Source organism: Rhodococcus sp. BH4 (genome assembly GCF_002079265.1).
Taxonomy (GTDB): Bacteria; Actinomycetota; Actinomycetes; order Mycobacteriales; family Mycobacteriaceae; genus Rhodococcus_F; species Rhodococcus_F qingshengii.
This window is the reverse complement of record NZ_CP014941.1, coordinates 1,445,064-1,470,602: the sequence shown is the minus strand read 5'-3', so window position 1 is coordinate 1,470,602 and position 25,539 is coordinate 1,445,064. Positions and strand designations below refer to the sequence as shown.

29 protein-coding genes are annotated in these 25,539 nt (G+C 61.9%); 15 read left to right on the top strand and 14 right to left on the bottom strand.

Annotated features, from left to right (window positions below):
- The first annotated feature begins 37 nt into the window (after positions 1–37).
- The 5 genes from A0W34_RS06850 to A0W34_RS06830 all read left to right on the top strand — a co-directional run bounded on the left by A0W34_RS06850 (position 38) and on the right by A0W34_RS06830 (position 5,124).
- Entirely contained in the window at positions 38–583 is a 546-nt protein-coding gene (locus A0W34_RS06850) for a hypothetical protein (protein WP_003944299.1), read from the top strand.
- A 126-nt stretch (positions 584–709) separates the two neighbouring features.
- Positions 710–1,906, top strand: coding sequence for a Rieske 2Fe-2S domain-containing protein (locus A0W34_RS06845; RefSeq protein WP_058038551.1), 1,197 nt, complete (start codon positions 710–712; stop codon positions 1,904–1,906).
- 51 nt (positions 1,907–1,957) lie between these two features.
- Entirely contained in the window at positions 1,958–3,139 is a 1,182-nt protein-coding gene (locus A0W34_RS06840) for an acyl-CoA dehydrogenase family protein (RefSeq protein ID WP_003944352.1), read from the top strand.
- Between the two features lie 39 nt (positions 3,140–3,178).
- Entirely contained in the window at positions 3,179–4,090 is a 912-nt protein-coding gene (bphC, locus tag A0W34_RS06835) for a biphenyl-2,3-diol 1,2-dioxygenase (protein ID WP_007726736.1), read from the top strand.
- Between the two features lie 251 nt (positions 4,091–4,341).
- Positions 4,342–5,124: an IclR family transcriptional regulator gene (locus A0W34_RS06830; RefSeq protein WP_007726735.1), complete on the top strand. Its 783-nt coding sequence runs from the start codon at positions 4,342–4,344 to the stop codon at positions 5,122–5,124.
- Position 5,125: 1 nt separating this feature from the next.
- Here the strand turns inward: A0W34_RS06830 and A0W34_RS06825 are convergent, their stop codons facing one another.
- Positions 5,126–5,827, bottom strand: coding sequence for a PadR family transcriptional regulator (locus A0W34_RS06825; RefSeq protein WP_081557518.1), 702 nt, complete (start codon positions 5,825–5,827; stop codon positions 5,126–5,128).
- Positions 5,828–6,067: 240 nt separating this feature from the next.
- Here A0W34_RS06825 and A0W34_RS06820 point away from each other — a divergent pair, with 240 nt between their 5' ends.
- The 3 genes from A0W34_RS06820 to A0W34_RS06810 all read left to right on the top strand — a co-directional run bounded on the left by A0W34_RS06820 (position 6,068) and on the right by A0W34_RS06810 (position 7,312).
- Positions 6,068–6,568 (top strand): flavin reductase family protein, encoded by a 501-nt coding sequence (locus A0W34_RS06820; RefSeq protein WP_007726733.1) that lies wholly within the window; start codon positions 6,068–6,070, stop codon positions 6,566–6,568.
- Positions 6,569–6,680: 112 nt separating this feature from the next.
- A complete protein-coding gene (locus tag A0W34_RS06815; RefSeq protein WP_003944423.1) occupies positions 6,681–7,067 on the top strand; it encodes a nuclear transport factor 2 family protein in 387 nt (128 codons plus the stop codon).
- A complete protein-coding gene (locus tag A0W34_RS06810) occupies positions 7,067–7,312 on the top strand; it encodes a hypothetical protein (RefSeq protein WP_007726731.1) in 246 nt (81 codons plus the stop codon). The genes A0W34_RS06815 and A0W34_RS06810 overlap by 1 nt, the downstream gene beginning before the upstream one ends.
- On the opposite strand, the gene A0W34_RS06805 is transcribed toward A0W34_RS06810, so the two are convergent.
- Positions 7,285–7,770, bottom strand: a complete 486-nt coding sequence (locus A0W34_RS06805; RefSeq protein ID WP_081557517.1) for a flavodoxin family protein — start codon at positions 7,768–7,770, stop codon at positions 7,285–7,287. The two genes, A0W34_RS06810 and A0W34_RS06805, sit on opposite strands and share 28 nt — an antisense overlap.
- Positions 7,771–7,889: 119 nt before the next feature.
- Between A0W34_RS06805 and A0W34_RS06800 the strand changes: the two genes are divergently transcribed.
- Both A0W34_RS06800 and A0W34_RS06795 read left to right on the top strand, forming a co-directional pair.
- Positions 7,890–8,324 carry a nucleotidyltransferase domain-containing protein gene (locus A0W34_RS06800; RefSeq protein ID WP_037131485.1) on the top strand — a complete coding sequence of 145 codons (435 nt, stop codon included), beginning with the start codon at positions 7,890–7,892 and terminating at the stop codon, positions 8,322–8,324.
- Positions 8,321–8,998, top strand: coding sequence for a uridine kinase (locus A0W34_RS06795; protein WP_081557516.1), 678 nt, complete (start codon positions 8,321–8,323; stop codon positions 8,996–8,998). The genes A0W34_RS06800 and A0W34_RS06795 overlap by 4 nt, the downstream gene beginning before the upstream one ends.
- Here the strand turns inward: A0W34_RS06795 and A0W34_RS06790 are convergent.
- Complete coding sequence (locus A0W34_RS06790; protein ID WP_039972697.1) at positions 8,976–9,596, bottom strand: TetR/AcrR family transcriptional regulator; 621 nt, start codon at positions 9,594–9,596, stop codon at positions 8,976–8,978. The two genes, A0W34_RS06795 and A0W34_RS06790, sit on opposite strands and share 23 nt — an antisense overlap.
- A gap of 91 nt (positions 9,597–9,687) precedes the next feature.
- On the opposite strand from A0W34_RS06790, the gene A0W34_RS06785 reads away from it, so the two are divergent.
- Both A0W34_RS06785 and A0W34_RS06780 read left to right on the top strand, forming a co-directional pair.
- Entirely contained in the window at positions 9,688–11,058 is a 1,371-nt protein-coding gene (locus A0W34_RS06785; protein WP_007726721.1) for a cytochrome P450, read from the top strand.
- A 72-nt stretch (positions 11,059–11,130) separates the two neighbouring features.
- The gene (locus A0W34_RS06780) at positions 11,131–11,373 is read left to right on the top strand and encodes a hypothetical protein (RefSeq protein ID WP_003944403.1); all 243 of its coding nucleotides are present in this window, start codon (positions 11,131–11,133) and stop codon (positions 11,371–11,373) included.
- Positions 11,374–11,430: 57 nt separating this feature from the next.
- Here A0W34_RS06780 and A0W34_RS06775 read toward each other — a convergent pair whose 3' ends face one another.
- Positions 11,431–12,702, bottom strand: coding sequence for an EAL domain-containing protein (locus tag A0W34_RS06775; RefSeq protein ID WP_081558762.1), 1,272 nt, complete (start codon positions 12,700–12,702; stop codon positions 11,431–11,433).
- 236 nt (positions 12,703–12,938) lie between these two features.
- The gene (locus tag A0W34_RS33390; RefSeq protein ID WP_228232503.1) at positions 12,939–13,250 is read right to left on the bottom strand and encodes an STAS domain-containing protein; all 312 of its coding nucleotides are present in this window, start codon (positions 13,248–13,250) and stop codon (positions 12,939–12,941) included.
- Positions 13,251–13,662: 412 nt separating this feature from the next.
- Here A0W34_RS33390 and A0W34_RS06765 point away from each other — a divergent pair, with 412 nt between their 5' ends.
- Complete coding sequence (locus tag A0W34_RS06765) at positions 13,663–15,096, top strand: FAD-dependent oxidoreductase (RefSeq protein ID WP_081557515.1); 1,434 nt, start codon at positions 13,663–13,665, stop codon at positions 15,094–15,096.
- A 21-nt stretch (positions 15,097–15,117) separates the two neighbouring features.
- On the opposite strand, the gene A0W34_RS06760 is transcribed toward A0W34_RS06765, so the two are convergent.
- The 5 genes from A0W34_RS06760 to A0W34_RS06740 form a co-directional block, all read right to left on the bottom strand.
- Entirely contained in the window at positions 15,118–15,768 is a 651-nt protein-coding gene (locus tag A0W34_RS06760) for a hypothetical protein (RefSeq protein ID WP_003944437.1), read from the bottom strand.
- Complete coding sequence (locus tag A0W34_RS06755) at positions 15,765–16,067, bottom strand: hypothetical protein (RefSeq protein ID WP_042452216.1); 303 nt, start codon at positions 16,065–16,067, stop codon at positions 15,765–15,767. Before A0W34_RS06755 ends, A0W34_RS06760 begins: the two co-directional genes overlap by 4 nt.
- A gap of 115 nt (positions 16,068–16,182) precedes the next feature.
- Positions 16,183–17,013 carry a mycofactocin-coupled SDR family oxidoreductase gene (locus A0W34_RS06750; protein WP_007726714.1) on the bottom strand — a complete coding sequence of 277 codons (831 nt, stop codon included), beginning with the start codon at positions 17,011–17,013 and terminating at the stop codon, positions 16,183–16,185.
- A 4-nt stretch (positions 17,014–17,017) separates the two neighbouring features.
- Positions 17,018–17,815, bottom strand: coding sequence for a mycofactocin-coupled SDR family oxidoreductase (locus A0W34_RS06745; protein WP_081557514.1), 798 nt, complete (start codon positions 17,813–17,815; stop codon positions 17,018–17,020).
- The gene (locus A0W34_RS06740) at positions 17,812–19,437 is read right to left on the bottom strand and encodes a flavin-containing monooxygenase (protein WP_007726712.1); all 1,626 of its coding nucleotides are present in this window, start codon (positions 19,435–19,437) and stop codon (positions 17,812–17,814) included. The genes A0W34_RS06745 and A0W34_RS06740 overlap by 4 nt, the downstream gene beginning before the upstream one ends.
- A 387-nt stretch (positions 19,438–19,824) precedes the next feature.
- Here A0W34_RS06740 and A0W34_RS06735 point away from each other — a divergent pair, with 387 nt between their 5' ends.
- Entirely contained in the window at positions 19,825–20,265 is a 441-nt protein-coding gene (locus A0W34_RS06735; protein ID WP_047269511.1) for a hypothetical protein, read from the top strand.
- 7 nt (positions 20,266–20,272) lie between these two features.
- Here A0W34_RS06735 and A0W34_RS06730 read toward each other — a convergent pair whose 3' ends face one another.
- On the bottom strand, positions 20,273–20,932 hold the full coding sequence (locus A0W34_RS06730; protein WP_081557513.1) for a response regulator: 660 nt from the start codon (positions 20,930–20,932) through the stop codon (positions 20,273–20,275).
- A gap of 176 nt (positions 20,933–21,108) precedes the next feature.
- Here A0W34_RS06730 and A0W34_RS06725 point away from each other — a divergent pair, with 176 nt between their 5' ends.
- Positions 21,109–21,570, top strand: a complete 462-nt coding sequence (locus A0W34_RS06725) for a hypothetical protein (protein WP_007726708.1) — start codon at positions 21,109–21,111, stop codon at positions 21,568–21,570.
- A gap of 91 nt (positions 21,571–21,661) precedes the next feature.
- Here the strand turns inward: A0W34_RS06725 and A0W34_RS06720 are convergent, their stop codons facing one another.
- The 3 genes from A0W34_RS06720 to A0W34_RS06710 form a co-directional block, all read right to left on the bottom strand.
- Positions 21,662–22,837: an NADH:flavin oxidoreductase gene (locus A0W34_RS06720; RefSeq protein ID WP_081557512.1), complete on the bottom strand. Its 1,176-nt coding sequence runs from the start codon at positions 22,835–22,837 to the stop codon at positions 21,662–21,664.
- A gap of 132 nt (positions 22,838–22,969) precedes the next feature.
- Complete coding sequence (locus tag A0W34_RS06715) at positions 22,970–23,689, bottom strand: ABC transporter ATP-binding protein (RefSeq protein WP_003944438.1); 720 nt, start codon at positions 23,687–23,689, stop codon at positions 22,970–22,972.
- Positions 23,689–25,539, bottom strand: a complete 1,851-nt coding sequence (locus tag A0W34_RS06710) for a branched-chain amino acid ABC transporter ATP-binding protein/permease (protein WP_081557511.1) — start codon at positions 25,537–25,539, stop codon at positions 23,689–23,691. Before A0W34_RS06710 ends, A0W34_RS06715 begins: the two co-directional genes overlap by 1 nt.

Below are 25,539 nucleotides of genomic sequence, written 5' to 3'. Positions count from 1 at the left end.
GACGACAGCGTCTCGGTCGCGTCCAACGGAGAGTGTCATGACTACCAACCTCGGTACCGCCCACTTCACGGCAACTGCTCCGCGTACTGCCACCACGCTCCTCTCCGATTTCGACTCGTTGTACGGCACCGTGCGCTCGGCACCCGACGGGGCCGTCGTCGAGCAGGACGTCGTGTTCTTCGGACGCCCCGATCCCGGCGCACTGCTCACCGGATCCGTGAGGGCGTTGAGTTCGACACTCGAGCGGATCACCGAATACCACGACCAGACCGGCCATCTGGTGGCCGAGGTCTTCGTCCGGGAAGCCCCGACAGCGGGCACCGGAACCGATTCCGTTGCCGCCCTTGCTGATTTCGCTGCTCGTCGTTACGGCTCGGCGTCACTACGACGCTTCCGCGGACGTTGCACCGCGACTTCCACGGGAACAGATCTGCACTGCTCCGTGACAGTGCTCGCGACGTACGAGAAGGACCACGAGAGCGTGGCCGACGTAGCTCTGGTCGCCACCGATCCCGCTGGGGTGGTCACTGCCCGGGCCTGGGCGACTTACGCGATCGACGATGTGGCGACACTCGCGAGCTGAATCTCTGCAGGTCACCGAGTAGGCGTTCCATCCAGCGGGAACTGCCGTATCTCCAGCGGACGCTTCGTCGTTGTATGAGACGGATCACATCACTGGAGCGTCGCAAGACGCGGCTCGGAGGAAGACATGGCACTCGGAACCGGCCCACTCACCACTACGGACACCCCGACGCAGACGGGCGCCGGCGAGGAAATTCGAGAAATCGAAGCGGCAGCGCCTCCCGCACGGTTCGCACGTGGATGGCACTGCCTCGGACTGAGCAATACCTATCGCGACGGTCAGCCCCACCAGATCGAGGCATTCGGCACCAGCCTTGTCGTCTTCGCCGACAGCAAGGGCGACATCAAGATTCTCGACGCATACTGCCGCCACATGGGTGGCAACCTTGCTCACGGAACCGTCAAGGGCGATTCGATCGCCTGCCCGTTCCACGACTGGCGTTGGGGCGGTAACGGAAAATGTACGGCGATCCCCTACGCACGACGCGTTCCGCCGCTGGCCAAGACGCGGGCATGGATCACTCTCGAGAAGAACGGTCAGCTGTTCGTCTGGCACGATCCCCAGGGAAATCCCCCGCCCGCCGAGGTCACGATCCCCGACATCGAGGGCTTCGGAAGCGATGAGTGGAGCGCCTGGAGCTGGAACACGCTCACCATCGAAGGCTCTCATTGCCGCGAGATCGTAGACAACGTCGTGGACATGGCCCACTTCTTCTACGTTCACTACTCGTTCCCCAAGTACTTCAAGAACATCTTCGAAGGTCATGTCGCGAGCCAGTACATGGAATCGGTGGGACGTGAGGACGTCATCAGCGGCACCAACTACGGCGATCCCAACGCTGTGCTCCGTTCGGATGCTTCATATTTCGGACCGTCGTACATGATCGACTGGATCAAGAGCGAAGCCAACGGGCAGATCATCGAGACCGTCCTGATCAACTGCCACTACCCGATCTCGAACAATGCGTTCGTCCTGCAGTACGGCGCGATGGTCAAGAAGCTACCCGGTATGGACGACGAGTCCACTGCCGCGATGGCCGCGCAGTTCACCGAGGGCGTCGAGATGGGATTCCTTCAGGACGTGGAGATCTGGAAGAACAAAGCTCCGATCGACAACCCCCTGCTCTCCGAGGAGGACGGCCCGGTTTACCAGTTGCGTCGCTGGTACAACCAGTTCTACACCGACGTCGAGAATGTCACGGAAGACATGACGAAGCGCTTCGAATTCGAGATCGACACCACCCGCGCAGTGGAGAGCTGGAAGCGGGAAGTCGCCGAAAACGTTGCCGCACGCGACGCCCAGGCACTCGAGACAACCTCCTGATCCGCAGTCGAAAACACTGCTGAGACAACCAGACTGGATGCAAGGAACAACATGACGTACGAAGTGCTCGAACAGATCAACGCGATGGCCGACGACATCTTCGCCGAAGGCATCGAGGCCGAGCGGATCGGCCGGGTGGCCGACGACACCGCCAAGAAGATGAAGGCAATCGGTTCCATCCGCATGCTGCAGCCCAAGGAGCATGGCGGCATGGAGGCGCATCCGCGCGAATTCGCCGAAACCGTCATGCGCATGGCTTCACTGAACCCGTCGGCCGGCTGGGTCCACGGGATCGTCGGAGTTCACCCGTGGCAACTCGCGTTCGCGGATCCCAAGGTGCAGCAGGAGATCTGGGGATCCGATCCCGACACCTGGATGGCATCGCCGTACATGCCCGGCGGAATGTGTATCCCCACCGACGGCGGCTACAAGTTCTCCGGTCGCTGGCAGTTCTCCTCCGGTACCGACCATTGCGACTGGGCATTCCTCGGCGCGATGGCGTGCGACAAGGACGGCAACATGGAGATGCCGCCGCGCATGCTCCATGTGATCATTCCGCGCACCGACTACGAGATCATCGAAGACTCGTGGGATGTCATGGGACTTCGCGGCACCGGCTCCAAGGATCTCGTAGTCAAGGATGCGTATGTCCCCGATTACCGCGTCATGGACTGCGACGAGGTCATCGACGGCACGGCAGTGCGCAAGTACGGGCGCACCGAGACGCTGTACCTCATGCCGTGGTCGAACATTTTCCCCCTCGGAATCACCGCCGCCACGATCGGCATCTGCGAGGGAATGCTCTTCCACGCCAACGAGTACCAAGCCGATCGCATCAACGCGCAGGGCACGGCGATCAAGGACGACCCGTACACCTTGTTCGCCATCGGTCAGGCAACCGCCGACATCCGGGCTGCGCGCGACACCCTGCTTGCCAACGTCGACCGCATGTGGGATCGAGTGGACGCTGGCAAGGAAGTGACCTTCGAGCAGCGCGCGGAGGGACGTCAGACTCAGGTACAGGCCGCCTGGCGCGCCGTCAACGCAATCGATCAGGTCTACCCACGCTGCGGTGGCAACGCATTGCGGATGGACAAGCCGCTTCAGCGATTCTGGCGCGATGCTCATGCTGGACAGCATCACGCAATTCACGTGCCGAGCACCGTTTTCCACGCCGCATCACTGAGCCGTCTCGGCGCAGACCCGCAGGGTCCGCTGCGGGCGATGATCTGATCAGACTTCGACACAAGAAATCGACAGGAAAAAGACACGATGACACGCACTGACATCAAGGGACTTGGCTACGTCAAGATCTCGACCAACGACATGGCACGTTGGCGCACTTTCGCTTTCGACGTTCTCGGCTTCGCCAAGGGCAGTGGGCCGGACGAGAACGCGCTCTACCTACGACTCGACGAGCGTGCTGCTCGCATCGTCGTCGTCGAGGGTGAGCGCGACGAGATCGTCAACATCGGTTGGGAGGTCGCCGACCACGCCGCACTGCGCCGCGTTCAAGAAGCACTCGAAAAGAACGGCACCGAGGTCGAGCAGCTTTCGCTCGCCGAAGCAGATGCTCGACGGGTCGAAGAGGTCATCGCCTTCACCGATCCCGGCGGAGCAGCCATCGAGGTCTTCCACGGAGCGATCCTCGACCACAGCCCCGTGGTGACGCCCTTCGGCGCTCGATTCGTCACCGGCTCACAGGGTCTCGGCCACGTCGTACTCCCCGTCATGGACAGTGCTGCGAGCTTCGACTTCTACACCGAGGTGCTCGGCTTCTACCCGCGCGGCGCCTTCCGCCTGCCGGCCCCGCCTGAATTCGGGCCGCTGCGAATCCGTTTCATGGGCGTCAACGAGCGTCACCACAGCTTGGCCCTGTGCCCGGCACCGCACGGCGGCGCACCCGGCCTGATTCACATCATGGTCGAGGTGGACACCCTCGACGCCGTCGGCCAGGCACTCGACCGCGTGATGAAGGACGGATTCTCCGTGTCGTCGACCCTGGGTCGTCACACCAACGACAAGATGATCTCCTTCTACGTCCGCGCACCCGGCGGCTGGGACATCGAGTTCGGCACCGAGGGCGCGAGGGTGGATCAGGACTCGTACTCCTCCGAGGAGATCACCGCTGACAGCTACTGGGGCCACGACTGGTCCGGAAGCGAACCACTGGCAGCTATGTAGTACCCGCCGGTGGCGATCAATACCTGCCGGTGGCGATGTAATACCTGCCGGTGGCGATGTAATACCTGCCAGTAGTTAAACGACGAGGGGGTTTGCGCGAGCATTCGCGCAAACCCCCTCGTCGTTTCCACCGCGACGCGCCCGAAAACAGACCGGTGATCCACTTCACAAATCCGTAACTCTATGACACTATTTCTAATTGAAATAGCCAGTTCACTGGTTGTGGAGCTCTAAGAGAAGTGAGGTACACGATGACACTGCAGGCTGTGGATGCTTTAGGCGCCGATTCGGCCCCGACAGCAATTCTCGATCGCGTCTCGCTGGTTCTCGACGCCTTCGACGGTCCCGGCAGGTTGACGCTCGCTCAAGTCGTTCGGAGCACAGGCCTTCCCCGCTCGTCTGCCCACCGCATGCTCGAACGTCTCGTCTCGATGCGTTGGCTGCGTCGCGACGGCCGTGACTACGAACTCGGTATGCGCCTCGTCGAACTGGGATCGCTCGCGGTTCATCAGGACCGCCTCCACGCTGCAGCCATGCCCCTTCTCCATGAGCTCTACCGAGTCACCGGATTCGTGGTTCACCTCGGCATCCTCGACGGGCCCGATGTGGTCTACATGGAGAAGATCGGCGGACGCCTCGCCGCCGCAGTGCCGACGCGTGTCGGTGGTCGACGCCGCGCCGAGACCACTGCGATCGGTCAGGCACTGCTCGCGTTCGGTTCGCCGAAGTCCTCGGGCTACGCACTGCCCCACCTCGCCAGAATCCGCGAGTCCGGGGTGGCCTTCGAATCCGGAAACGGCCTACCGGGATTCAGCTGTCTTGCGGCACCGATCGGCCCCATCGGCCGCGCCGTCGCCGCGGTATCCATCTGCGCGCCGTCGAAGGCCCTCCGCCTCGACCACGTCAGCGCAGCGCCGGTCCGTATGGCGGCCGCTGCCATTTGGCGAGGCATCGACGGCGGATCGCTGAGCGTCACTCCGACTTTGCAACGTCGTCATTTGCTGCGCAACATGCCGACCGCAGCCGGGGCCTGACTCAGATACTCGAACCGTTGCCGGTGAGCCCGGCTTGCTCGAGCGCCAACACGTACTCCTCGACGTTCTTCCATCTGCCAGGCGTCGAGGGCAACGGTGATCCCAGTCGGTCGTGCTCGGCGACGTTCGCGAACTCGGCGGTCGCACGATCGATGTCGTCGAGCAGTTCGCGAGCAAGTTCGATCTCGGCTCGGAAGTACCGTTCCGACCATCGCAACGTCATGACCGGGAACGACCAGGCCGGCTCGTTCTCGGCATGATCTGCGTGGAGTTTCGCGCGTCGAATCTGCTCTTCGACATTGGCGATGTGGGCTTCCACCAGCGCCTTCAGTCGCTCGGGCTCGTTGAGGTGTCCCATCCACAGACGCAACATCACACCGTGCTTGAGCACCGGAACTTCCACCGGTGCCTCCCGTGACCACGTCCGGACGGCGTCGGTTCCTGACTGAGTAATGGAGTAAAGGCGCTTGCCTCGCACCCCTGGTTCGGAGACGACCCGGGACTCCACGAACCCGATGCTTTCGAGCTTCTTCAGTTCTGCGTACACCTGGCTGATGGACGGGCTCCAATAGAAGAAGCCGACACTCCAGTCAGCCCACTTCTTCAAATCGTTTCCGGTCAGCTCCTCCCCGAACGTCAGCATCCCGAGCACTGCCCAGCTGGTAGCGGGAAGTCCTCGGGACACGTCATCAGGTTCGGACATGCCCGAAGTCTAACAATCACTGGTCATTTGCTGGTTTCGTAGAATCCGAACGGACCGCTGAGCGGGATCAAATTTGCTCGAAACCCCTCCACCTGCCACTCGGTCGGTCCTGACCCGTGCCGAGAAGCCATTGCTGCCATTGAGTGGGACTGCCGCTGGATTACGGCCGCGGCGCCACACATCGTTGCTTCTGAAGCTGTTTGCAGAGTTTTGAACAAAAGATTTGAACAAGGAGACGACATGACCGTGGAAAACGCCGAGCCGCCAGTTCTGGACGGACGCACACTTCGCAACGTGATGAGCAATTTCTGCACCGGCGTCACCGTCATCACCGCTCACGACGGAAATTCACCCCTCGGTTTCACCTGCCAGTCCCTGGTCTCGGTATCGCTTGATCCCCCGTTGCTCTCGTTCTGCCCGGCGAAGACGTCGACAAGTTGGCCGAAGCTTCGCGAAACGGGAACTCTCTGCATCAATGTTCTCGCCCACGATCAGCAGGACATGTGTTCGGCGTTCGCTCGCGGCGGGACGGACAAGTTCCTCGGCGTCGAGTGGGATGCCGCCGGCAACGGTGCTCCGGCGCTGAGCGGCGCGCTCGCCCGCATCGAAGCAACGGTCGAGCAGGAGCACGACGCCGGTGATCACACCATCGTCGTCGCACGCATCACCGATCTGAACGTGCTGCGCCACGACGGTCCGCTTCTGTTCTACCGCGGCGGGTTCGGACGCTTCGACGCCTGAGTGCTCAGGCTGTCCCGCTGCGTGGGAGATGCCGGCGCCGAATCGAGCCCGCACCGATAGCGTCCGAAGTAGTTGTCAGACCCTGAACTTCTCGACTGATCGGACTAACTCGATGACCACTCTCGAACCAGACACCACGGCCGCGATCACGGCGACGGTTACCACCTACCTCGACGCCGTGGCTCGCGGATCGTCAGCGGACATCGCCGCCCTCTACGCCGAGAACGCGACGCTCGAAGACCCGGTCGGCAGCGAACCCCGCGTCGGCAAGGCCGCGATCACCGAGTTCTACGGCGCTCTCGAGGGCGGTTCGCAAGAGACGGAACTGCTTACCTTGCGGGTGAGCGGATCCAGCGCGGCCTTCCACTTCCGCGTCGTCACACCGGTGGGCGATCAGGTCTACGAGGTCGAACCGATCGACGTCATGACTTTCGACGAGGACGCCAAGATCACGAGCATGCGCGCCTTCTGGTCACCGGCCGATCTGATTGCACGCTGATGCGTCAGGTCAGTTGCCGCAACTGCGGAAACCGTGTCCTCGTCGAGAAGTACAGCGAAGCGCACACCAGCGTCCAATGGCTCGAAGAGTCGCAGGAAGTGTGCCCGGAGTTGGGTCGCGCGAACAGCCGTGCCAACGCTCAGCGGACGTGTGGCGCTCTGCGCCAGACGATCAACGACCTTGCCGACGCCGGTGAGCTGGAGATGAGCCTGCGCAGCTACCCGGTGCCGGGCAAGCTGTCCTGAACGCTTCCGCGTAGCATTTCGGCGAACATGCGCGCCGATTCCAAGTCGTCGGCGTTCGGCCGCCCCTTCCGGATACCGCCGAAAGGCTTGAACGGGAGATAGGTATCCCACGCACGGGACGAGAAGGCTGCGACCACATCGAAGCCCTTCTGTTCGAGCAACTGAACCAGTGGACGCGAGAAGCGATGAATCCCCTTGTCAGGAAATCCACTGGTGGCGAAGACAAAAGCCTTGGATCGCCGTTCTTCGGGGAGTGCCTCGACGAACGAGCGTAAATTTGCGTGGTACGAGCGTAGGTAGATGCCGGAGCCGAACCCCACCAGGTCGTAGTCGGCGAGCTGCGCGGCGTCGATGTCACCGGGCTCGACCACGCGAGCATCGAGAACTTCTCCGATGACATCGGCGATCAGCTTCGTATTGCCATGGGAGACAGAGGTACACACGATGATTGCTTTCATCGGCTAAGTTCTCTCATTTTGGACATACGCATCCCTCCGCCTGGTTTGTCACTGACAGTTCCAGGATAGAGGCCCCGGCGAAGCTACGGAGAAGGGTGGCGATGGGGAATGATGCCGGTATGTCAGCACGATTGAAGGGGCGAAGACGTGCGGTGAACGCGCTGCTCGTCGACGTCGAACGATGGGCCGCTGAGCACGATGACGTCAAAGCTGTAGCGCTGGTCGGGTCCTACGCGCGCGGCGCGGAGCGTATGGCGAGTGATCTTGATCTGATGATCCTGGCCGACGACGCGAACGCGCTCGCAAATGAAGACTGGTTCGACCGGCTCCGCCCCGACGCGCGATTCATCAGAGCCGCCAACTGGGGGCCAGTCCGAGAACGACGCTTCCGCCTACGGTCCGGCCTCCTCGTCGAACTGAATTTCGCGAGCGAGAGCTGGGCCGACCTTCCGCTCGACGCGGGCACTCGACGCGTCCTCGAAGACGGCCACCGAATCCTGTACGACACCGGGCCTCTTCGCGTCGCTACGAGCGCGGGAAGAACTGCTCGATGAGCACCAAGACGGTCTTCGAGACCTTGGCCGCCGAAATAAACGCGCTGCGCGGCCCTCCCGTCGTCGCGATCGACGGCGTCGACGGGAGCGGCAAGACGACATTCACGAAAAGTCTTGCAGCACAGCTGAATGAACGCCCCGCCATTGTGATTCACGTCGACGACTTCCTCAATCCGCCGGAGATTCGCCATCGCAGAGGTCGGCTGTCACCGGAAGGCTTCTGGCTCGACAGCTACGACTACGACGCCCTCGAGCGTCATGTTCTCGCCCCTCTGAGACCGGGAGGTAACCGCGAGTACCGACCACGACGGGACAGCGACGCGTACTTGCATGCAGCCGACGGAGCCGTAGTCCTCGTCGAGGGACTCTTTCTGCATCGGGACGAACTTGCTTCCCGATGGGACTATTCGATCTTTCTCGACGTGCCCTTCGAGATCACCGCCGAGCGAATGAACCTTCGCGACGGAACGAACGCGGATCCGGAACACCCGTCGATGAACCGTTATGTCGGCGGCCAACGTCTGTACTTCGCGGCTGCAGAGCCCTGGACCCGCGCGGACAGTGTCATCGACAATTCAGACCCGAAACTGCCTCGAATCACGACACATGCCGCCCACTGGAGTTGGCAGTCCGCATCGCCGGCCCCGCGTTTCATCGGTGCGCTGTGGATGTGAATTGGAAGGTTGCGGCATCCACGATCTCAGCGGGCGTGATGTCGATTTCGCCGTTGAGCCAGGCCGTCACCAATTCGGCCAGGCCGCCCACGAACAGTAATCCGTTGATCTCACCCTGATGGGGAGGCCAAGCTCGATCGCCGTACAAGAGCGCAGCCTCGTCGGCCACCATCTGCGCGAACCCACGCAGCGCTCCCCGCCTGTGAGTGCGCAGCGGCTCGTAAGCCACCGACTCGACCATCGCGACACGCCCTTTTCGAGGATCGTCCGTCAGGATGTTGACGAACGAAGCAATGGCGCTCCGCACGCGCTCCTCCCGTGTCCCATCGGTCGTTCGGAGTGCAGCCATTCCGGCCACGCGCACCTCGTCGACGATTCCGTCGAAAACCTGCTGGAGGAGTTCGTCCCTGCTGGTGAAACTCTCGTAGAAATATCGCTCTGTCAGCTTGGCATGCGCACAGATGGCGGTCATGGTGGCACCCTGCCTGCCCGCGGCTGCAAACACGTCCAGTCCTGCTGCGAGCAAGCTTTCACGCCGAAGCGCGGCCCGCTGCTCACCACTCAGACCGGCATATCGACGGGGTGTGGGAGAAGCCATGAGTCGATCTTGACAGACAACGCGACTGTGACGCAGACTACCCCCATCTGACAGGCGCCACTGTCAGATGCAAACGGAAGGCAGGTACGTGATGTCGAAAATCCTGGCCGCTCCACCCATCCGGTCGCAGTTGCGTCCCATCTCAGGCAATTCGGGACTACCCGGAATAGGGCAAACTTTCGAATACATCCGCGACCCTCTCGCTCTGATGCAAAAACGCTGGGATCGTTACGGCGAGGTCTCGTGGTTCTCGATGGCCGGTAGACGGTGGGTCGCAGCCCTCGGACCCGACGCATGCCAAGAAGTTCTCCAGAACAAGGACCGCGCTTTTGTCAACAGCGACGGTTGGTCAGTGCTCATCGGCCCCTTCTTCCACGGGGGTCTAATGCTTCTCGACTCCGAAGAGCACCTACGACAACGACGCATCATGCAACAAGCCTTCACGAGATCGCGTCTCGAAAAGACCGTGGACGTGCTGAATCCCGCGATAGCCTCCGCGCTCGACGCCTGGACTCCGTCCGATGGCTTCCGCGCCTACACCGCTCTCAAAGCTCTCACACTCAACCTCGCGACCGACATCTTCATGGGCGGCGCGGAAGGGACCACTGACAACGAAATCGACTCTGTGAAAAAAGCTTTCGTCGATTGCGTGCAAGCTGCAACCTCGGTGATCCGTTATCGAGTTCCCGGCACCAGATGGAAGCGCGGCCTCGACGGGCGCCGAACCCTCGAAAACTTCTTCCGCCGCTACCTACCTGCGCGCCGTTCACGCGAAACCGACGACCTGTTTTCCGTTCTCTGTCACATCGAATCAGACACCGGACAGCGCTTCAGCGACGGCGAGGTGATCGATCACATGATCTTCCTGCTGATGGCCGCACATGACACCTCCACCATCACCATCTCGACAATGATGCAATATCTCGGCCAGAATCCTCAGTGGCAGAACAGATGTCGGGCGGAATCACTCGCACTGAGTACGTCGACGCCGAGCTATGCCGAACTCGACCAACTCGCCGGCTTGGACCTGGTGATGAAAGAATGCCTCCGACTCGTCGCTCCCGTGCCGGTCATGGCTCGCCGAGCGGTGTGTGACACCCAGATACAGGACCACTTCGTACCCGCTGGGACCTACGTGTCAGTGGTGCCACATTTCACTCACCACATGCCGCAGTACTGGCCCGACCCCGAACATTTCGATCCCGAACGTTTCGCGGACCACCGACGTGAAGACAAGGTGCACCGGTATGCCTGGGAACCGTTCGGTGGAGGCGTGCACAAATGCCTCGGCATGCACTTCGCCGGCGTCGAAATCAAAGCGATCATGCACCACCTGCTCACACGCTTCGATTGGCAGGTCGCGCCCGGCTACACCGCCCCTCTCAACTACATGTCCTTGCCGTTCCCCTCCGACGGACAGCCGATCGATCTGAAACCACTCACGACTTCTCATGACCGGTAGCGACCGAACAGACGTCAGGATCAACTCGCACATGACTACCGGCACAGACGCTTTCGAAATCCAGAGGAAAACATGAGCACTCGGCCCGCCCGAAACCGGCATGCACGCGCTGCTCCGAAACCAGAGGTCGTCTCAGCGGCGGAGTTCCTACTCGCAGAATCCGACGCCCATGTCTTCCGTCGCCGCTATCTCGAACTGCTCACCCACACCACAGCGCCGGATGGCGCAACCGTCACGGACTACACGGTCGCCGAAAGGTATCTACTCAACTCTGCAGCAAAGAGACGTGCTGCGCGGCGCCCGGCCACTCCTTAGCCACGATCGCCGGTCGGGCAGCGCTCGCGGCGAACGTCGAGAACATCGGTACGGGGTTCACGAATTCGTCTTGGGGTAACGACGAAGAATAGAGTGCGCTGCCTGGGTGACGGTGGTGCGATCGTAGGTTTGCACGAAGTCGAAGGTCCGCTCGAGATCTGGACCGTTGTCATGAAGATCTCGCGCCGACAGCATCGCCGCATGGTGTGGTCCCAGAGTGACGACCGTCCACTCGTTGACGAGATCATCACCCGGGTCGAGCGGTGCGTGTTGAACTTTACCGTCGAGCATCACGGACAGTCCGACACCGTAGACACCGGCAAACCCTACGGTATCGGCGAGGTGACGCCACCGTGCTGTTGTGGATGCGGTGAAATGCTCGGCTTGTTGAAAGGTGCCCAGAACAAGCATCGAGGAACCCGATGTGGTGGCTTGCGCTTCGAGAGACTTGCTCAGTTGGATCAACAGACGCTTGGTACCGCGCCGGATCCGGCTGTGAGCAGACACGATCGAGTAGGGAGTGCCCACGTCGGGGATGGGATCACTCCACACCGGACTGTCGGGCATCGCGACGACCGGTTCGGACAACAGTGAACTCGGATCGTCGACTGCGGGATACAACTCACCCGTTCCGTATGTGGCTCCGATGGTGATTGCGGCAAGACGGGACGATTCCGAGTCGACACCCTCGGCAAGGATAATCGCGTTCGATCGCTCGACGTAGGCGCCGAGCGCGTGCACCGTCGTTCCGACTTCGAAATATGCTGCCTTGGAGAGTAATTCAGCGGAAGTGATAATGATGTCGGGTTCGACCAAAGACAGAAGTGTCGCCGAGTGCCTGTCGATGCCGACACCGTCGAGTGCAATCAGACGCCCGCCCGCGCGGGCTTCTCTGATCACTGCCAGAGAGTTGTGGGGATCGGTAAGCACCGATGCGCTGTCAACCGTGATGACGATCCGTTGCAGATTTCTCGTCGCTCCTTCGATACCGGGAGCGTTCAGAGCTGCTCGGGAAGCCGAGTCGACTGCCACCAGCAACGGCAGGCGATCCGCGACGGTGCATGCGAGTGCAGTACGGGACATGGCCAGTTTGTGACTGTCGAATTCCGAGCGTTGCTGCATCAATTGCGAGGCGCGACGAAGGGCATGCGCCGAACACAGAGAGGAATTGTCAGGCCCACGCAATTGCAACTCGGCGCCTGCAAGTGCGTGGTCGTCGAGGCGGCGTATCGGTGCGAACTGCATGCTTACTTCCAGACCAATCACATCGGAGAACTGGGTGATCGGAGAATTCGACGATGTCGAACCGTTGCTGGTGTCATACGCCATGGTGTGGCTCTTCACTACGAGTCGGGACCACCAAGCGTTCATGCGGCCGGACGCGTCGATGGCGGCGCCGGCTGCTCGACACCGAACGAGACTACCGCAAATCTCGGCGCAACCCGGTGACGACAACCTGATCCCGCGCCGCAAAGTGCACATCGACACGCAGATCAGACCAGATACCAAGTCAACGCGTATCGAGCACTGCTCACTTCACATCGTTCGTGGGAGTTGTTTCCGGCTCAAGCACCGAGAGCATCAGCGGTCGACGTGGCATCGCCCGCAATGAGTTCGGAGGCGCCGAGAGCCTGAAAGATCATGGAGACCGCTCGCGTCGGGGCAAACAAGCGAATGCGGTTGTTGCCACGCCCCGCAGCATCGACAACGGCATTCGCCACTCCGGACGACATGAAGGTCACGCCGGAGAGATCGACGTGAATATCGGTTCCGACCAGGAGAAGTCGGTCGAGCGCGTGCACCAATTCCACCCGCTGACCCATGTCCAATTCTCCGGCAAGTCTCAGTACCGCATACGAAGGGGTGTAGCTTTCCACGTCGATACTGTACCGATGCCCTTCTCGGCCGGCGCTGTCAAAGAGATCGAGAACATTTGCAGCTGAAGAACGTTCGTTGATCGTAGTCATGAAAGCCTCTTGTCTGGACTCGGCGTGCCCCACCGCCCGAATCAGCGATGAATCACTGTGCGTCGGATAACCAACCGTGTCGGTCACTGCGTTCCAGACGAACTCTGCCACCGGCAGGTTTCGCCGACACAACCACATCTATAACGCTAGGGTCTCGAAAACGTCACAGCGCGATATCGCACTTTTGGCGCCACCCCTGACGCACTGAACCGCTACCTCGCCTGGCCCCCGGGGCGACGTCTCTGCGGCGTCGACCACTGGCTTTCTCGCTCATCGGGAAGGTGGGTTCGCCGCACCACCATTCCGCAATACCTTCTGTGACATGGATAACATTGTCGACGTACTCGTCATCGGATCGGGAGCTGCCGGATCGGCCGCAGCGCTCCAAGCGCACGCCGACGGCGCATCGGTCGTGATTCTGGAAAAGAGCGGACCTGATTCCGCGGGCGGCAACACTCGACTGTCCGGCAGTGGATGGTTCGTCAACCAGGACCCCGCTGCCGCCCGAACCTTCCTGCGTTCGTTGAACGGGGAGTTCCCCGTTGCCGAGGACGTCATCGATGCCTGGGCCGAGAACACTCACGGACTGTCCGACTGGATCCGCAGTCTGGGTGCAACTGTAGCGATGACCGGCGATTTCCATTCCACGGCAGAGTTCGCCGAACTTGACGGAAGTTCTTGTTACGCAGGGATGGACACCGTCGAAGGGAAGATGGGCAATGAACTTCTCTACCGGTTCCTCGTCTCCGCTCTCGCTGAACGCGGCGTCACAACACTATTCGACACCGAAGCCACCGGACTGCTGACGGATGAATCCGGAGCGGTGACCGGAGTCGAGATCCGTTCGGGTGAAAAGACTTCGCAGATCCAGGCACGCCGGGGCGTCATCCTTGCCACCGGAGGATTCGAAGCAAATCCGACGATGGTGCGCGACTACTTGCGTCTGGAGAATCCGAAGATCTGGGGCTCACCATCGGCAACCGGCGACGGTCACCGCATGGCACAGGCCGTGGGCGCCGATCTGTGGCACATGAACAACATGATGACCATTACGGGAATTCCCGGCGACCTCGAAAATCCGACTGGATTCTTCCTCGCACTGTGGAACGCGCACAACTATGTGTTCCTCAGCCGGGAAGGTAGACGCTTCACCGACGAGTCAGCCGAAATGCGGCATGGTCATGTGTTCAGAGAGGGTTCCTACCAACACTTTCCGGTGCAACCGATGAACGTCGTCTTCGACGAGACGATGAGGTTGGCCGGACAGCTGAGCCCCGGCCGCGACGCACTGCCCGTCGGCCACAGGGTTCTCGACGAAGGGTACGAGTGGAGCTCGGACAATCAAGCCGAGATCGACAAGGGATGGATCCTCAAGGCGGACACGCTCGCCGAACTCGCCGAGAAACTCGGACTGGACCCAACAGTCGTGGAAACGAGCGTGCGACGCTACAACGAGGCGTGCGCGGACGGCATCGACCATTCGTTCGGCCGCAATCCCGAAACTTTGGCCCCGGTGGCTACCGCTCCGTTCTACGCCGTCTCCGGGTCGCCACTGCTGGGATGGAGTAGCGGTGGGCCGCGCCGCGACGGTCATTCCCGCGTACTCGATACTGCCCGCAATCCAATTCCTGGCCTCTACGCCGCGGGCGCGGTCAGTTCCACCTACAGCGCGGCGAAGGACGGCGGATTCCACATTGCCGACGCCTTCGCATTCGGCCGTGTCGCCGGGGCCCATGCCGCCGCGCGTAAAGCTTGATATCGCCGGCCTTTCGACTGACTAGCCACGCACGATTACGTGGCTGGTCAGTTGTGGTCGATCGTCACGCAGATGAATCCTCTGCGCCGGATGAAACCGGGATTCGTACCGGGACGCTATCGCCTCGGCCGTCCCGTAATAGCTCACATCGCGCGGACGTCCCTTCGCACGCCGCAAGGACTCGTCGAAGCTTGCTTCAACCCAGATTCGTAGGTCGAACTGATCTCGCATCAGTCCGCGAAAAAGCAGCACTCCCTCGACGATCACAATGGCGCGATCCGGGACTCGTGGCTTCGACACCACAGATTCGTCTGTCTCCGGATCAGTCGAGACGTAGGAAATTTCGGTAACTTCGGCCAACCGTAGCGGCACCATCACACGGCTACTCAGGTTCGAATAGTCGTACGCATCCTCGAGATACCCACGCACCGTGTCAGGATCTTTGTTCCGTACCGCTTTCGCAGTCGAGAACTCGTCCCCATGGATCATGATGAAGTCATGGCCCGACTTCGAGATACCGGCAGCCAACTCGTCCGCGATCGTCGATTTTCCGGAAGCCTCGATTCCCGAGATCCCGACAAAAGTGCGTCCGGCCCGATCTTCGTGGCAGCGCACGACGTGCTCGACTAGAGAACCCGAATCATCCGCGCCGAAGGTCTTCTGCCGATTCACACCCGAGCAGCCTTGACCTCGTCGAAGAACGCGATGACGGCTGCCTCGTTCTCCGGCGGAACAGTCAGCGATGCCCGTGGACCCGCTACCGCGATCGAGTCGTCGGCGAGCCTGTTCCCGATGGTGAGTTTCAGTCCCGACTTCGACGGTTTCGCCTTCACCGCAATGTGTTCGACATGCCAACGAGCCACTTCGCTCGTGCTCGCGGCGGTGCGGTCGAAGACCTCCACCGTGCGGTGGTCGAGGACCATCACGATGTTGATCCCGACGGTGACTTCCAGATAGCGCCGTTCCGCCACGGTGTACGCCTTTCGGTTAGGTGAAACCGACGCTACACACCGTGGCGGAACTCAGCGTGTCAAAACCTCAGCTGTTCAAGATTTCAGCTGTTCAAGATTTCAGCTGTTCGAAACCTCAGCGGGACGAACTTCCTGCATCCACCGGCAGGGCGACCGACGTGATGTAGCGAGCCTCGTCGGAAGACAGGAACAGAGCAGCGTTCGCTACGTCCACCGGTTCGATCCACGGAATGGCGAGCATGTTCATCGTCATCGCTGCGGCAGCAAATTCTTCGCGCGTCGGGTTCTCGAGATCGGGGCGGAACTTGCCGCGCACCAACGGGTTTTGAATCATGAGGGTGTCGACGTTGGTGGGATGGACCGTATTGACGCGTACGTTGTGCGGAGCCAGTTCCTTTGCCAGCGAACGCATCAGACCAACGACTCCATGCTTGGCTGCGGTGTAGTGCGCGACTCCGACCAGCCCCCGAAGTCCGGCGATGGAGCTTGTGAGTGTCATCGATCCCCCGCCCCGCGCGATCAAGTGCGGAGCCGCGACGGTCGTGGTGTGCCACACGCCGGTCAGATTGACGTCCAGCATGGTCTGCCACATCGTTTCCGACATGGTCAGGGCCCCGTCGGAGGACGTGATACCAGCTGTAGCGCAGACGATGTCGAGACCACCGAGCGTTCCGACGGCCGAGTCCACGGCACTGCGTAGTGCCTCGAGATCCCGAACGTCCACTACCGCAGATTCGACCTTTCGCCCCAGCGCCCGGATCTGCGCCACTGTCTCATCGAGATCGGCCTCCGTCGCGGGCGGCGTGACTGTGGTTTCCACCGAAGTGCACACGTCGACCGCGATGATGTCCGCGCCCTCTTCGGCAAAACGCACGGCCTGAGCCCGCCCGATTCCTCGTGCCGCACCCGTGATCAGCGCGATCTTGCCTTCCAATCGAGAAGTCATCAATTCACACTTTCTGGGTCAGGCCGGCGTCGACAATCAACTGACAGCCGGTCATGTAGCGGGACTCCGCGGATGCGAGAAACAGGACCGCATTACTGACGTCCACCGGATCGACCCAGGGAACGGGCAGCAAGTTGCGAGCGCTGAGCACTGCAGCAGCGTCTCCTTCGGTGGGATTCTCGATGTCCGGGCACAGGTTCGCGAACACTCGCTCGTTGATGATCATCGGGGTACGTACCGAACCCGGATGCACGGAGTTGACGCGGATACTCTGCGCCCCCAACTCGTTGGCCAGCGTTCTGGCCAGGCCCACCACGGCATGCTTGGCTGCGCTGTAATGACTTGCTCCGGCAATACCTTTGATTCCCGCTGTCGAGCTGACCAGAACGACGGATCCACCGTCGCCGAAGTGCGGAGCGCAGGCCTTGACGGTGTGCCACGCCCCGGTCAGATTGACGTCCAGCGAGCGGTTCCACACTGCAGGATCGATGGTCCACGACGGTCCCGGCGTGTCGTAGACGCCTGCATTCGCGACCACGACGTCCAACCCGCCGAGTTCGGTAACGCACTCGGCCACGACGGCGGCCAGACCGTCGAAGTCCCGAATATCCGCCACACCGGTGACCGCGATACCGCCTCGATCACGCACTGCCTGAGCGGTTTCCGCCAACCCCGATTGTGCCTGTTCGACATCCAACGCGATCACGGACGCGCCTTCCTCGGCGAGCCGCTCACAGTGTGAGCGTCCCATTCCTCCGGCAGCACCCGTCACGAGTACCCGCTTGCCCTCCAGCCGGCTCATGCGTGCACCGCGCTGTTCAGTTCGAAGCCTCGGTATCCCGCTGCTGCCACGTCTGCACAGATGTCGGAGTAGACACCGAAGCCTCCGATGAAGGGCATGAATATCCTCGGCTTTCCCGGGATGTTGGCTCCCATGTACCAGGAGTTCGCGGATGGGAACAATGTTGCCGACGCCCGGCGTGAGCACTCCTCGAGCCAGTTGTCCACGGCTTCGGCACTCGGCTCGATGGTGTCGATCCCCGCCGAATCGAGGTGGTTGATCGCGTCGGCGATCCAGTCGACGTGCTGTTCGGCAGCGAGAATCATGTTGGACAGCACACTCGGGCTGCCCGGCCCGGTGACGATGAACAAGTTCGGGAAGCCGTGAACTCCCAAACCAAGATAGGTTCTCGGACCCGCATGCCAGTTCTCTCGCAAGGTCTCGCCGTTGCGGCCACGGATCTCGATGCGATCGAGTGCCCCGGTCATCGCATCGAAGCCGGTGGCGAACACCAATGCGTCGAGTTCGTAGTGCGAGTCGGTCGTCTTGATCCCGGCCTCGTCGATTGCCTCGATCGGTGCGCTCTTGAGATCGACCAGGCTCACGTTGTCACGGTTGTAGCTCTGGTAGTAGTCGGTGTCCGTCACGATCCGCTTGGTCCCGATGGGGTGGTCGTTCGGGATCAGCAGGTCGGCGATGGCCTGATCTTCGACCACCGATCTGATCTTGGCCTCGGCAAATGCGGCCGCCGTCGCGTTGGCGTCGATGTTGCTGGTCTGGTCTGCGAAGGTTTTGGCGAACAGAACACCGCCGAGCTTCCACCGCTCCTCGTAGGCCGCGTTCCTCTCGGCCTCGGACACCTCGAGCGCGCTGCGAGGATCCGAGACGAACGGAGATCCACCGCCACTGCGCTTGGACAGCGCTCGACGCTCGGCGTAGTCGGCCTTGATCTCTGCGCGTCGTTTGTCATCGAGAGGCGTGTTTCCCGCCGGCACACTGTAATTCGCGGACCGCTGGAACACGAAGAGGTGATCGGCCTGCTCGGCGATCAACGGAACGGACTGGATGCCCGACGATCCGGTGCCGATCACTCCCACTCGCTTGCCGGTGAAATCGACGCCCTCGTGCGGCCAGAAGCCGGTGTGGAAGACCTCACCGCCGAAAGTCTCGCGACCTGCAATGTTCGGAACGTTCGCGGTCGAGAGGCTGCCCGTGGCGCACACCACGAACCGCGAGGTGACGTCATGACCACCGTCGGTGTGCACTCGCCACGTCGACGAGTCCTCGTCGAACTGTGCGCTCAGGACACGGGTATCAAAAGTGAACCCACTGCGTAGGTCGAAGCGATCGGCGACGTGATCGAGGTAGGACAGGATCTCCGGCTGCGCGGCGTACTTCTCGCTCCAGTCCCAATCCTGTTGCAACTCTTCGGAGAACGAGTAGGAGTAGTCGAAACTCTCGACATCGCAGCGTGCGCCCGGGTAGCGGTTGAAGTACCACGTGCCGCCCACTCCGGAGCCCGCCTCGAAGCCGTGGACACGCAGCCCCTGCTCGCGAAGTCGGTGCATGGCGTACATGCCGGCGACGCCGGCGCCGATGACTACGACGTCGAGTGGTGCGGTGGAGAAGTCAGGATCGGTCATGGTGGCCACGCTACGAGTGGGTTGAATGGTAGAGGAACAGGTTCTCCCGCTGGGTGGGCGGAGCCTCCACCCCATGACGCTGGGTGGGCGGAGCCTCCACCCCATGACGCTGGGTGGGCGAAGCCTCCACCCCATGACGCTGGGTGGGCGGAGCCTCCACCCCATGACACTGGGTGGGCGAAGCCTCCACCCCATGACACGGGGTGGGCGAAGCCTCCACCCCATGACACTGGGTGGGCGGAGAGCGCTGTGTCCACCGATCGGGGGACAGCGATGTCGTCCAGCACTCGGACCCGTAGGTGGACAGACCCGAAGGGATTTCGGGGCCATAGTTGTCTCATCACAGAAACACACGGTCACCGAGACCGACAAATCGAGGAGAACATGATGAGCACCAACACAATTCGACCTGAAGCACTTTCCTTCTCCGGCCTCAGCATGGCAGCTCTCGTTGCCCGCTCCGCCGGTGCGAACACGGTGAAGTCGATGACCGACACATCCGTCACGACGGCGATGATCAGCAATTCGGGTCGCGGGGCCCTGTATCTGGTCGACGCATCCAACCCGAACGGCGACTGGGTCGTCCCGCCGGCGGACTACATCCTCCCCAACATGAACGTGAACGTTGTGGCCACGAGCAAGAACCAGAACGACTTCCCCATCGTGCTCACGTACCGCTCCGACGACGGTGGGGTGTTTGTCTTCAGTGCTACCAACTCGAAGACCAGGGCGGATGCCGGAGGTACGTACGCCCCCGACAGCCACGACGTCACGGTGACGATGACCTCGGGTTACCCGGCCATGAACGTCACGTACGTGCTTCGGTGACGCTTGCTCACTCCAACAATCCCTGCCGCATTGCAGCGGCGACGGCGGCGCCTCGATCGTTGACTCCGAGTTTCTCGTAGAGGCGCTGCACGTGAGTTTTGACGGTGGAGGGCGCAAGAAAGAGTTGTGAGGCGATGACCGGGATGCTGGCGCCCTGCGCGATCAATCCGAGAACCTCACGTTCGCGGGCGCTGAGCGTCGGACCGGACGGTTCACTACGACGCCGAACCTCTCCTACCAATCCGGCGGCGATACTGGGCGGCAACACATCTCGTCCCGCAGCACAGTCGAGCACGGCACTCACGATCTCGGCGCGAGTGGATTCCTTCGGCAGGAATCCGGCAGCACCGGCTTGCAGGGCCTGGTACACGACAGACGATTCGTCGTGAGCGCTGAGCAGAAGCACACGCGTCGGAAGCTCGTCTCGAACGACTGCGGCGGCGACCTGAGTTCCATCCAGGTGCGGCATCCGGAAGTCGAGCAGCGCGACCTGCGGGCGTAGTTCGCGGATCATTGCGAACGCTGCTGCGCCGTCGTCGGCCTCGCCCAGGACGTCGATGCCGTCACTGCCGGTCAGAGCCCGAACCACGCCCTCACGGAACAGTGGGTGATCGTCGCCGACCACCACGGAAACCTTGCCGGCCAGCGGCTTCGTGCCTTCGCGCATTGCTCACTTTCTCACGCCCGTACCAGCAATGCGAGCACTTACGCCTCCCCCGATCGGGGGACAAGAGATTCAACCCCGCCACGGCCCCGTCGGCGGACATACTGCAGCACTCATTCGCGACAAGATTGATTCATCGCCGAGAACGGCAACCACACACCATCCCAGGAGCAGACATCATGCGTACCAACACCACTCGCTTCGTAGCAGTCACCGCAATCGCCCTCGCTGTCGGCGGAACCGCACTGGGAACCGCAGCGATCGCCAACGCCGGCACCATGCCCACCGACGGCCCGACGGTTGCCATGACCATCACCAACAACACCGACAACCCGATGCTGCTGGACAGCGCGTCCAACCCCTACGGACAGTGGATCAACGGCCCCCGCTCCTACCTGGCCCCGCACACCACCGAGATCGTCACCGCCTACAGCAGCGATCCCCGCGGTATCGGTGTCGACGTCACCTACAACGTCGCCGACGGCGTCCAGACGGTCATGGCTGCCAACAACTACGTCGGCAACCCCACCCTCGACGGGACTCGCATCATCGGCGACCCGACGCACGTCATCCTCACCGACTACATGGCCACCGGCTACCCCACGATGAACGCCTCCTACGACGTCTTCACGCAGAACTGAACCAAGCGTTGATGCAACCACGAACTTGATCCGCTACGGCCCACGACCCGGTATCCGCATGGATGTCGGGACGTGGTGTGCGCTGACCAGCTCAGACGCGTTCGACCAACACGCAGCGGGCGCCACTGAAGATCGTGGGCATGCACTTGTTGCAGTGGATGCACAGTGATTGGGTATCGGATTCGGCCGCGATCCGATTGATCAGATCCGGTTCTCTGAGCAGCGCCCGTGCCATGGCGACGAACTCGAACCCTTCCGCCATTGCGGTATCCATGCCCGCTTTGTCCGTGACACCCCCGAGCAGCACGAGCGGCAACTTCACCGCAGCACGAATCTGCCGAGCCTCTTCCAGCATGAACAACGGCTTGTACGGATAGGTATGCAACATGCTCTTCCCCACCAACTGCACACCGAGTCGAACAGGTTGCGGCATCGCCGCGGCGAACTCGCGGATCGGCGCATCGCCCTTGAACAGGTACATCGGGTTGAGCAGTGAACTGCCCATCGTCAACTCGAGCGCGTCGACGCTTCCGGATGCTTCGAGCCACTGCGCCACCTGGATTGCTTCGTCCACCCAGAATCCGCCTGGCACACCGTCGTCCATGTTCAGCTTGGCCAAGATCGCGACCTTGTCACCGACGGCATCGCGCACACTGCGTGCAGTTTCGAGTACGACGCGAGCCCGGTTCTCCAGCGATCCGCCGTAGGAGTCCTTACGACGGTTGAGTTTCGGGCTCAGGAACGAGCTCGCGAAATAGTTGTGACCGAAGTGGATCTCGACGGCGTCGAATCCTGCCTCGACGGCAAGTCGCGCAGCGCTCCCGTGCGCGGCCGCAATTCTGGTGATGTCCGCTGTCGTGGCGGTGCGAATCATCCTCATGCTCAACGGATTGAACGAACTCGACGGTGCCAGCGCGGGCAGTCCGGTCGACTTCTGATTCGCCACGGGACCGGCATGGCCGAGCTGCGCCGACGCAGCAGCACCTTCGGCGTGAATGGCATCGGTGAGCCGCCGAAGCCCGGGGAGGGCATCGGGCCGCATCCAGAGCTGGCCGTATTCGGTGCGCCCTTCCGGTGCGACGGCGCAATACGCGACGGTGGACATCCCGACTCCGCCGGCGGCTGGGCGACGATGGAACTCGACCAGCTCGTCGGTGACCAGGGCGTCGGGAGTTTTGCCTTCGAATGTCGCGGACTTGATGATTCGATTTCGAAGGGTCACCGGGCCGAGCTTCGCCGGGGCGAGCACGTCGGGAGCAGTGGTCATCGAGTTTGCCTCTCGCGGGAGTTGTTTGCAGGACGGTAGATCGATGGCCCCGAGCCGGCTAGGGCCCGTGCCACGGAGCGGGAAACGGCTTCAGCCCGGCCGAGGAGGCCGGGCTGAAGTCGTCATTGCCGTTCAGACGCGTCCGAAGTACGCATCCTTGAGCACTGCCAGGTCGTCGATGTCCTTGGCATCGGCGTCGAGAACCACCTTGCCGATGTCGAGGACCGTGACATGATCGGCGACGCTCATCGCGGCCTCGACTGCCTGCTCGACCAGCAGAACAGCCAGGCCGGTTTCCTTGAGTTGTTGGACGCGGTCCATCACCTCACCGACGATCACGGGAGCGAGACCGCCCGAAGGTTCGTCGAGAAGGAGCAACCTCGGCTGCGCCATCAGCGCTGCGCCGATCGCGAGCATCTGCTGCTGACCGCCCGACATGGAACCGGCGGGAAGCGAACGCTTCTCCCCCAGGATCGGGAACATCTCGTACATCGATTCGACGGATTCCATAAGCTCGCCGCGCTTTGCCTTGCGGGTGTACCCGCCCAGCAGGAGGTTCTGCTCGACGGTCTGCTTGTGGAAGACCCGCTTGCCCTCCTGCACGTACGCCATCCCCTGTCGTACCCGTTTGTGCGCGGGGACTCCGGTGATGTCGGCGCCGTCCATCTCGACGGTTCCGGAGGCCACCTTGTTGAGGCCGGACAGGGCACGGAGCGTGCTCGTCTTGCCTGCGCCGTTGCGTCCGAGCAGGGCGGTCACCTGACCGGGATAGACGTCGAACGAGACATCCCAGACGACGCGCAGATCGCCGTACCCGGTCTGCAAGTTTCGGACCTTCAGAATCGGTTCCATCACTTCACCTCACTGGTCTGATGGTCTACCGCGCCGATTTCTTCGAGAAGTGCTTCTTCGTCGCCGGACTTGACTCCGAGGTACTCGCTCAACACGCGTGGGTGATGTTCGATGGTTGCCGCATCGCCGGTGGCGATCACCTGCCCTTGCGCCAGCACGACTATCTCGTCGGCCAGCGAGAGGACGAGGCGGAAGTTGTGCTCCACCAACACCACTGTCGCCCCGGCATCTCGCAGTACCCGGATCAGATCTGCCAGGCGTTCGAGTTCGTCCTCGTCGAGTCCGGATGCCACCTCGTCGAAGAGGACGACCCTCGGTTCGGCGATGACGGCGCGAGCAACCTCGAGCATGCGACGCATCCCCAGGGGCAGCGACGTCGCGATCTCGTTGCGCAAGTGTGACATCCCCACGAGTTCGAGGACACGCTCGGCCTCGACGATGTCGGCCTTCGCGATCCTGCGGAAGCTGGGCAGGCGAAGCACAGCCGACGCCATCGACGCTCGGTGCACCGAATAACGTCCGGATGCAACAGCTTCCAGAACCGTGATGTTTTCCGGAATCGTCGGAGTTTGGAACGTGCGCGCCACACCCACGCGCGCCACCTTGTGCGGCGACGACTGCGAGACCACCGTGTCACCGATCGTGATCACGCCCGCATCTGCGGTGTAGAAGCCGCAGATCATGTTGAGCATGGTCGTCTTACCCGAACCGTTGGGCCCGATCAACGCGGTGACCTTACCGGCCTCTGCGGTCAGGGTTGCCGCATTGAGCGCCTGGTTGCCACCGAACGCTTTGGAGACTCCGTCGATTACCAACCGTGCTCCGTTGATCGGCGCCAGTTCCGGTGTCCCACCGCTGTTTTCCTTTGCGGTGACTACGCCCAGGCCGGCCTTGCGATCGAGTTTCGAGACGATCGCTCGCCCGACCTTGGTCAAACCCCCGGAGAGAAGCACACCGCCGATGATCAGGAAGCCGCCGTAGAAGATCAGCGAATACTCCTGGAACGCCGTCGACTGGTTGGGACCGAGCTGCATGATCGCGGCACCGACCACGGCGCCGTACACACTTGCCGCACCGCCGAGGATCGACGCCGCCAGAACTGCTGTGGCAAAGGTGAACCCGAAGGCTTCCGGCGAGATGAACAGGTCGGTGTTGGCGAACAGCGCACCCGCCAGACCGGCGGGGAACGCACCGATGGCATAACCGAGCAGCTTCATCCGGAACACCGATACACCCTGCGACGACGCCAGAACCGGCGACTGCTTGAGCGTGCGGAACGCGATGCCGTGGCGCGAGACCACCAGGTTACGCATCACCGCGAACCAGAGCACGGTCACGACGACGACCACCATGTAGTACTGCTGGGTGTCGAGTTCGGAACCGAAGAACGTCGGCGGCTCCATACCGGTGAGGCCGTTTCGGCCGCCGGTCTTGCCACCGAAGATCGCCAGTACGTCCGGTACCAGCAGAACCAGGAAGAACGACGTCATCGCCAGGGACCAGTTGCCCAGGCGCAGACCGGGAACACCGGTCAGGATTCCGACCGCCAGTGCCACTGCTCCGGAGGCAGCAAGCTGAAGCAGAATGTCGGTGTGACCGGCCTGGGACATCAGACCCGCGGTGTAGGCACCGGCCGCGTACATCGCTGCCTGGCCGAGTGCCAGTTCACCGGCAAAGCCGAGGCTCAAGTTCAGGCCACTGACCACAAGTGCCAGGATGCAGGCCAATTGAATCTGACGTGATGTCGACAGGTCGAGTCCCATCACGGGCAGCAGCAGGATCACCACGGCCAGGACGAGTGGGATGATCCAGCTCGGTAGGGAACGGAAAGTCCGCCACGCACTTACCAT